The sequence below is a fragment of the Blautia sp. AF32-4BH genome, from assembly GCF_003460565.1.
GTDB lineage: Bacteria > Bacillota > Clostridia > Lachnospirales > Lachnospiraceae > Fusicatenibacter > Fusicatenibacter saccharivorans.
On sequence record NZ_QTVL01000018.1, the window covers coordinates 61,388 to 70,443 of the forward strand.

Consider the following 9,056-nt stretch of genomic DNA (forward strand, 5'->3'; position numbering starts at 1 on the left):
TCCATTACTCGTTACCCTCCTTTTTCTTCTTTTTGTGTGCAACAACAGAAGTTACGGCGATACCGACAGCAGAAAGTCCGGCAAGGACATACCAAAATTTCATATTGGTATCATCTCCTGTTTTCGGAGTATCCCTTAATTCATTGTGCATTTTTACGACGGCTGTTTCATCAAGTTTGATAGTAACATTCTGGTCGGCAGGTGTGATATATGCGGCAGACGCATTGTTAGCCACCTCTGATACGGTATATTCGCCAATACGAAGTCCCTCAATCACGATTTCGCCGTTCTTATCTGTTTCAAATGTCATATCATAACCATTTGCTCCGGTTACTCTGAACGCAAAACCTTTGACCTTACCGTCCGAAGATGTCTTGACGATTTTCAGTGTTCCACGCATAGCTTCATTGATGAATCCAACGCCTGCCTTATTCTCAACGGAATAAGTTGTTTCGTCCTTTTCAATGAAAACAGAGTATTCTCCCTTATCAAGCAGGAAGCCCTCCGGTGCTTTTGTTTCACGGACAATATATTTTCCGTAAAGCAACTCTTTCATCTCATAAATTCCGGTTTCAGTTTCTTCAAGATTTCCGATAAGTTCATCGCCATCATCAATCTTTCCGTTCTCATTGGTGTCCTTATATACCTCAAAGGTTGCACCCGTAAGCTTGTTATCTGGATATTCAGCGTCCACTTTTGTGAGTCTGATATTGCCGTGAACATACTCATTGACAATCTCGATTTCAACTACCTGCTCGGCTTCACTGATATTGACCTCATGCGCTTTTTCATCAAGAACAAATCCCTTTGGCTGCTCGATTTCTCTTACAATCCATTTGCCATAAGGAACTTTTGCAAAAGAAAAACTACCGTCTTTTGCAGAGGTAGTCGTCATAAGTGCAGTATCCTTTGTAAATTCTGTTTCTTCGGCTTTGAAGATACCGATAACAGCACCCTCAAGTGCTTCTCCATTCTCATCAATCTTCTTACCTGATACAGAACCATAGATAAGTTCATTCTTGATTTCTTTTCCGTCATTCACTTTTATTTCAACCGTTGCGGTATCCTGACCTGCGTATTCAAATGCAACCGGATATTTCGTATCTGAGAGAACATAATGCTCATCGGTTGCAATCTCTTTGACATAGTATTTGCCAAACGGAAGGTCTGACTTCATATCAGCAGTTCCATTTTCATTTACACTGACAATCTCAATCAGTCCATCAGCCGGAATAACTGTACCGCTTGCAGATACAATATCTTCTGCGGCATAAAGACCAAAGCTGATATTTTTGATTTCTCCGTTGTCGCCAATACCAAATGTCTTATCCTTTTCAATGGCTTTTGCAAGGCTTACCTGCACTTTCTGTCTTTCGTTATAGAATGATGTGGAAGTTTCGGTAACAGATATATTCTGACCTGCATAAGTAAGCTCAACCGTATGTGTTTCGCCACTGACTACCATTCCGTAAGGTGCGGTAATTTCCTTGACCTCGTATTTTCCGAGATAAAGTTCTTTGCTCTTAACAAACCCATTGGAGCTTGTTGTGATAGTATCTACCACTTCGCCCTTTGAATAGCGGAGTGTACCGTCCGGTGTACTAATATCTTCCGCAGCACGGACTTCATAAACTGCACCCTCAAGTCCTGCCACTTCATAAACAGGCTGATAGATAACATCACTGTCCTCAGAACCACTTACATTGACACCGCTAAATACTTCTCCGGTCTTTTCAACCATGATAGTACCTTTCTGTGCCATATTCGGCTTATTGACTTTCACAACAGTTACGCCGCCTTCCTCTGTGGAATTTTCTTCGGTAATATCAAAATATACCGGAGTATCATCAAGTACATATCCATATGGAGCTTGTACCTCTACGATAGAATATCCCTTGCCGTAATCCAGTTTCTCAGGTGTGACAAGAGAACCATTTGCGTCGGTATAGAACACATCAATCGTGGTTGGTGTCGGATAAGTAAAGGTCATTTTGACCTGATTGCCCTGCGGGTCGTAAATCTTAAATCCTGCTCCTGCATACGGAATACTCTTTCCGCTTTCTGCGTCCACCTTGACTACATTGACAAAGCTCTCGAAGTTACGGTTATTGATAAGATAACGGTAGGTCTGTGCGTTCTGTGAAATGAACACATCAAAATCATCCATCATCTCTCTGCCTTCCCAACCGGAAGTCTGGTGTACGGTATAAATACCATACGGCATATCTTTTGTCTGACCGAAGCCATTTTCATCGCAAACGATAGTATCTCTCTCGTCTTTATTGGCTGCGTCATAGCTTCCGGCAGATTTCAAATAAATCTCAAAGGAAGCACCCTTTTCAGGAGTTTCAATCTTTGTTTCTCCATCATCAGTGTGTTTAATGATAGCCACGTTACCTTTGATTACCTGCTCGGTTACATCATTGGAAGTAAGGTTGTGTTCCACCTCATAAAGTTTCGGGTCTGCACCTACCTTGTGAATGGTCTTATCAAGGAGATAGCCTTCACTCGGTGTAATTTCACGGATTGTCCAGTCGGTATCACAAACATATTCTTTGGTAGTGAACTGACCGTTTTCATCAGTAACATACTTATCAACAAGCGTTTCTCCCTTATAGATACCGTAAACTGCTCCTGAAAGTTTGGCATTGCCCTGTGCTTCGCCTTTCTCTGCGTCGCTCTTTGTTACTGTTACAGTAAATTTCTTCAAAATATTGTTGAAGTTTCTTGTGGTTACTTCTTTCCACTTCACTGGTGCAGTCTGATTTTTCGGCACAACATAACGGATAGCTGTGTCTACTTCTTCAAGGGTATATGGTTCAGAACCACTGATAAGCACATCTTTAAAAGTTGCCACACCGTTATTGTCTGTAACTGCATACTGGTCAACAGTATCACCGGAAAGAGAAGTACCGTAAAGATGGAACTTCACACCTTCAACAAGGTTATCTTCTGAGGACTTCACTACCTGAAGGTCGCCACGCTTCAATTTGTTATTGAAAGTGACCTTTGCAACCTGCCCTGCCACAACAGTAACTCTATGTGTTTCCTGCGGCTCGTACTTATCGTATGCCTGCTCGGTTACAGTATAGATACCCGGCATAAGGTTATCAATCTGGAACTTACCGCCATTAGCTGTTGTAACCGTCTGATTGATACCGTTTCCGGTAATCGTGAAGTTAATACCGTCAACCTTGCCGTCCTCACTGGTCTTTACAATCTGACAAGAACCATAGCTGACTTTCATCTTCACATAACCGTTGATACTGTCGCTTACTTCCTGAGCATAGCTGACAACATCCTGCACACTGGAATTCTGACCGTGTTTGCCCTCTGACCATACAACCACACCTCTGCGGACTGCATTTTTCTTGGTTGCGGTAATGGTAAATTCCTTACTCGGTGCTGTATCCATAGAAACCGTAAGTTTGTTACCATTCACTGAAAAACTTACTCCACTGATGTTTGCCTTGAAATTATATTTGGACAGCACATTATTGGAATCTGTCAGAGTAGTTGTGTACTTGCTTCCGTTCCACTCAAGTTCTATTGTCTTTGCCGAACCGGATGATTTATTACAAAAACTCGGTATGGTCGCATGGTTCTGTACACTCTGCACCATACTGTTGTAATAACTGAAAATCTTATTGCGGAGCGGATGCTTTGCATTGATGACATCTTTCACATTGCTGCAACCACTGGCTGCTACATGATTGAAGTTCGCATCACGCTCTCCGATAACAGTTTCCCAGATAAGAAGCTGTGTAGCATAAGCCTGTGCAATGCTGTTTGCTGCCGCTTCATTCTGTGACCTCCAAGAAGTCGAGATTCTCCCACGATAGCCATACTGTAAAATACGACCAACGAAAAGACGTATTTCATCTCCGGAAATAACCCCATTGGCTGCAAGGTTATTAAAATAATTTTCGTCATACTTATTCATTGTCTGACCGACCTTGAGCGAAATTCCCGGCTCAATACAATAAGCAACATTGCCTGAGTATGAGCCAATAGCCTTAAGATTGGTAAAATTGGAACGTCCGGTATGCCAACCATTTTTCAAGGTCAAATTGCTGTGTCCCCATACCCCATCGTAATTAGCATCGCCATCACGAGGGAAATCGACCATATAAACATCGGCTTTTTCTCCCGAAGCAGCATATGCTGTTGTCGAGCCAATGCCTGCAAAAGTGGTCACACACATAAGGGTCGCCAAGAAAAGCGACGTGACTCTTTTGAATTTTGACTTTATCATTGCGTTTCCTCCTGTAAAAATTGAAAAACACACCGTATCTCTACGATGTGCCTTTGTGGATTTTCTCTTACGACAAGATTTACCTGCCGAAAAACAAATGCGGATTTTTCGTTAATTTTTCATTTTACCATACACCTCCAGTCCGTTCATATTGTGCGATTGCCCCTTAGAGATAGACATATACTTTGAGATACTTATATTCAAGTGAGATAATATATATCGTTTTCGGTAGGTAGAAGTATAACTAAGGGGTTAGAGTGTGAGAAAGGGGAACTGTAACTCCGGCTATCTGCTGTCACGTTCTGCACGATTACGCAAAAACTTGTTGTAATGCTCCAATGCTTTGCAAACAAAATCCTCCGTCTGACTGACGGGAATGTTTTTCGGGATAAGCTGTCTTACTCTGTCACCCCTCAACACGATTTTTTCCTTTTGGTTCGGCTTTTCCTCAGACATAACAGCGTGGATTGCTTCGGTTGTAAGGTTGCCCTCGTTGAATAACTTTCGCATACGGATTGTCTGGTCGTGTGACGGGGTAGCATCATTCAGGTCGATTTCATCAACCACATCACGCTGGCAATCTTCATCAAGATAGGAAAGCTCTACGGCAGGACGCATTTTAATACGCCCCTCGTCAACAAATTCAAGCAGTTCAGAAACAAGGTTTGTCAGACGCACATATCGGTGTATCTGATTTCTGCTGTCCCCTGTTTCCTGTGCAATTTGTTCATCGGTTCGTAAATTCGTCCCCACTGGGGACACATTTTCTTTTCTTGGTCTGCCTGCTTGTCTTTTCATTGCTTCCAAACGCATTTTATACGCAAAGGCTTTTTCACTCGGCAATATCTCTGACCTCTGAAAATTACTCTCAACCATTAAAATGGTCGCTTCATCTCTGTTCAGGTCTACAATCTCACTTCTCAAGGTTTCAAATCCTGCCAGTTCACAAGCTCGCTTTCGTCTGTGTCCTGAAACAAGTTCGTATCTGCCGTCCTCTTTCTGCCTTACCGTTGCCGGAGTAATAACCCCTCTTTCCTTGACACTCTCCACAAGCTGCATCATATCTTCATCGTCCCTGACCTTAAACGGATGGTCTGGGAAATCATCAATCAGCTCTAACGGAATATCTCGGATTTTTGAAAGCTGTTCTTCATCTCTCTGTGCCTGCGTGGTAAATAAATCATCGAGCTTCGTGAGAGTGAAGTCGCTCTTTCTTCCTGCCATCGGCTAACACCTCCTTTGTAAATTCAGCGTATGCCTTAGACACTGTGCTGTTTGGCTCATAAGCATAAATGCTTTTGCCTTTGGAAGAAGTTTCAGCGGCTTTTACGGCAATCGGGATTTGTGTTCGATACATTCTTATCTGATTACCGAAATTCGCCATGAGTGCTTCCACCGTACTCTTTGCAAGGTTTGTTCGGCTATCCACCAAAGTAAGCAGCATACCGTCTATCTTAATATCCGGATTGATATACTTCTTTACTTTTGAAATGGTCTGCACAAGCTGTGTCATACCCTTTGCCGGCAAATACTGAGCCTGAACCGGAATGATAACACTGTCTGCCGCCGATAAAGCATTGAGAGTAACCATACCAAGTGAAGGCATACAGTCTATAATTACATAATCATATCTGTTTTTCACTTGACACAAATAATTCTTGAGTGTAGTTTCTCTGCTCATTGCGTTTACAAGGTTAAATTCCATTGCTGAAAGCTCAAGGTTTGCCGGAACAAGGTCAACACCTTCTTCGTGATGCAGGATACCAACCATAGGGTCTGTCATCGTTTCATTGATTACATCTGTGAGTTTTGTTGCAAGCGTGATACCCAAACCGTCTGTATCCTGCCAACCAAGACAAGTTGTTAAATCGCCCTGCGGGTCTGCGTCTATGAGCAATACTTTCTTGCCCTGCATTGCAAGCCCGACTCCGAGATTAACTGTTGTGGTGGTCTTTCCGACTCCGCCTTTCTGGTTACATACGGAAATCGTTTTGCAGTTTGACACTTCTTTTTGCCCTCCTTTCTGAAATTCATAGCCACCGCATTATGGCTATGTACCTGACCGACTCATTTCCTAATCGGTCATAGCAATATTTGTTCTCAACACCCCTTGCCAAGCAAAATGCTTATGGGAAGTCACTAAGGAACAGACTGCTTATCTGTATCATAGGATTCTAACCTCTGCCGGGTACTCCGCCAGCTCCGTAGAGAAGTATCATTATCATTCTGACTGTCATCGCCATATCAGGAGCAACCTGATACTCATAGCCGGAATTCTCGCTATTCTGAAATACAGAAATCACGGCGTACCTGCTAAAGTGGCTATCATCAGAAATAAAGTCTTAGTGAATGACTTATTCAATTTTCAAGCGAAAAGGCTTCCGTTTTTGCTATCTGGAATGAACCCCTTCACTCATTTGGACAAAGGGGTATGAAATGCACACCCAAAATCGCCGCTTTTCCGAAAATTTTTTTGAAAAATTTTTTGAAATAAAAAAAGCCGCCTGCTCCGGTTAGGAAACAGACGGCAAAACACGTTCTAAATGTATTCAATTTTCAATTTCTTTTTCTTTGCTTCAAGCACTTTGCAGAGGACATCATCTACTGCATCGGTGTATCGTCCCTGAGCTGCTAAATTGTTCTTCAGTTCAATGAGCGATTGTATCACTCGGCTTCGTTCTTCTTCATTTAAGTATAGATGATAGGTTTTCTCTCTCATTGGCTGTCCCTCCATCTTTCAAATGTATTTTTGATTATCTCTACATCTTCCTCTGTATCAGAAGAAATAAATATATGTACGTTCTGAAAAGCTCTTTTTAGGCTGTCGGCATAATCCAGTTCAGTGCCTTTCATCGGCAGTTTAATCAGTCTTATTCCTCGTTGCTCACACATATATGCTTTCATTATTTCTATATTCTCGTCAGCACTTCCTGACTCAATAGCCAACTTTTCTGAAGGTATGTATGTTTCAAGCGGAACTCCAAGCAATCGGTCAGAACCAAGTTCTGCTTTCAAACCTTTCTTATTAGAATAATAGCTGACAGCCAAAGCAGGAAATAGAGATAAATATTCTTGCTCACAAATTCGGCAGCCTTTATTCAATATCGTCCTTTCATTTATCTTCATACTCCATGAATGACCGTGCCTGCATTTCCACCACGCTCTCTTTGCTGAAGTTCGTGATACCTCTGTCGGCTTCAATTTATTCTGTTCATAATCCCATTCACTGAGAAGCTGACTGTCCGTTGTCGCCAAATCATTATATCCGGCAAGGACTTCTCTCTCTGCACAAACGGGGCATACCGTACCTTTCACACGGGCATTGACAACGGATTTCCACTCATTACCGCATTTTCTGCACTTCCACCAGACGTTTTTCCTCGACTTTGCATTTACTTCATCAGGTTTCAAAGGCAAGTTCTTCTCCGACCACTCCGAAGCAATTTCAGGGTGTGTTGTCTGCAAATCGTTAAACCCTTTCGAGAATATGTACCCACTGCAATACGGGCATTTACTCCCACCGGAACGGGTAGAAATAAGGGTGTTCCACTCTCTGCCGCAATCCTTACACTTCCACCACGCCTTACGATTGGCAAAGACCGTAACCTGAGTTGGAAGTAACGGATAATTTCTGTCCGACCACTCGGCAGCTATATCCGGCAGAAGCGTTGCAAGGTCATTAAATCCTGCCAACACTTTATTATGAGAGCAATACGGGCAACCCGTTTTATTTATTGTCCTGCTTTTAACGACAGCTTCCCACTCGTGACCTTTTTTACATCTCCATATCACTTTCTTATGAGAACCAATAGAAACCTCTGTCGGTTTTATCTTATTCTTTTTTGACCACTGCTTTGCCAGTAACGGCTCTAATGTCGCCAAATCGTTAATACCTGCAATCACTCTCGCACCGGAACATATCGGACATTTTTCTCCATTAGAACGAGCCTTAACGCTTGTTTGCCATTCGTGTCCGCAAGTACCTTTCCACCATACTTTTTTATTTGAACCAAAGGTAATATCATCAGGTGTAAGCGGTAAATTCTTCTCCGACCATTCCGTAATAAGCTCTGGGTGTACTTCTGCTAAACTGTTGTTCATAGCCAAACCTCAACCTCCTTGTGCTTAGAGTATATGAAGTTTTGGCTTTATCTTGTAGTTTGCGAATATCCGTATAAATAGAAAAAGCCCTTTGGGAAAGGGATTTCTCCTCTCTCAAAGGGCAAGTTGGCAAACTGGAAGTTATAGTGCAATCTTTTTCCATTTTCTAATCTTGGTTCTAAAAGTTCCGAACGGAGCAACTGTATTAACATGTATGAATTTGTATACTTCCCAGACAGCTGTTTTAGTTGCTTCGTCAGCCCATTTTCTCATATGTGGTTTAAATAATTCTTCCTCACTCAGAGAATCAATCATTACATAAATAGAGTTGATATTCTCATTCAATCTGTCTTTCAATTCTTGCAGTGACAGCTGAGCATACGTATCTGTGAACCATTGATATAATTCGCCAAGCTGATTCCACTTAAAATTATCCGAAGGAGTTTTGACAGGAATACCCTTTCTTTCGTCTGATTCCCATTTAATAACAAGAGTTGTCCAGCCAACCTGATAAGCAAGATTTTCTGCCGGAGTTCGATCGATCTCATCAATTCTCTTATCTTTTAAATGCTCCGGAATATCATTAAATTCTGAAATATATTTTGCAAAGCTTTTATTTATCTCGTTTTTAAGCTCGTCTTTATTCTCATATGTTCTCAATAGTCTATCTCCTCAGCTTCCGATTTTCCAGTTTCAAAAA

Annotated in this window: 6 protein-coding genes; all 6 read right to left on the reverse strand. The window is 42.0% G+C overall.

Annotation, left to right across the window (positions count from 1 at the left end; genetic code table 11):
* Window positions 1–4: 4 nt before the first annotated feature.
* Window positions 5–4,255 carry a SpaA isopeptide-forming pilin-related protein gene (locus DWZ44_RS16070; RefSeq protein ID WP_117805323.1) on the reverse strand — a complete coding sequence of 1,417 codons (4,251 nt, stop codon included), beginning with the start codon at window positions 4,253–4,255 and terminating at the stop codon, window positions 5–7.
* Between the two features lie 285 nt (window positions 4,256–4,540).
* Window positions 4,541–5,479: a ParB/RepB/Spo0J family partition protein gene (locus DWZ44_RS16075; protein ID WP_117805324.1), complete on the reverse strand. Its 939-nt coding sequence runs from the start codon at window positions 5,477–5,479 to the stop codon at window positions 4,541–4,543.
* Window positions 5,436–6,260, reverse strand: a complete 825-nt coding sequence (locus tag DWZ44_RS16080) for a ParA family protein (protein WP_117805325.1) — start codon at window positions 6,258–6,260, stop codon at window positions 5,436–5,438. The genes DWZ44_RS16075 and DWZ44_RS16080 overlap by 44 nt, the downstream gene beginning before the upstream one ends.
* A 534-nt stretch (window positions 6,261–6,794) precedes the next feature.
* Entirely contained in the window at window positions 6,795–6,974 is a 180-nt protein-coding gene (locus DWZ44_RS16085; protein WP_002594660.1) for a hypothetical protein, read from the reverse strand.
* Entirely contained in the window at window positions 6,971–8,356 is a 1,386-nt protein-coding gene (locus tag DWZ44_RS16090; protein ID WP_117805326.1) for a zinc-ribbon domain-containing protein, read from the reverse strand. Before DWZ44_RS16090 ends, DWZ44_RS16085 begins: the two co-directional genes overlap by 4 nt.
* 141 nt (window positions 8,357–8,497) lie before the next feature.
* The gene (locus DWZ44_RS16100) at window positions 8,498–9,016 is read right to left on the reverse strand and encodes a ClbS/DfsB family four-helix bundle protein (RefSeq protein WP_117805328.1); all 519 of its coding nucleotides are present in this window, start codon (window positions 9,014–9,016) and stop codon (window positions 8,498–8,500) included.
* Window positions 9,017–9,056: the final 40 nt, after the last annotated feature.

Excerpts from the sequence above, each read along its gene's own strand:
- DWZ44_RS16070 (WP_117805323.1), bottom strand. The coding sequence starts at position 4,255 with ATGATAAAGTCAAAATTCAAAAGAGTCACGTCGCTTTTCTTGGCGACC.
- DWZ44_RS16075 (WP_117805324.1), bottom strand. The coding sequence starts at position 5,479 with ATGGCAGGAAGAAAGAGCGACTTCACTCTCACGAAGCTCGATGATTTA.
- DWZ44_RS16085 (WP_002594660.1), bottom strand. The coding sequence starts at position 6,974 with ATGAGAGAGAAAACCTATCATCTATACTTAAATGAAGAAGAACGAAGC.
- DWZ44_RS16090 (WP_117805326.1), bottom strand. The coding sequence starts at position 8,356 with ATGAACAACAGTTTAGCAGAAGTACACCCAGAGCTTATTACGGAATGG.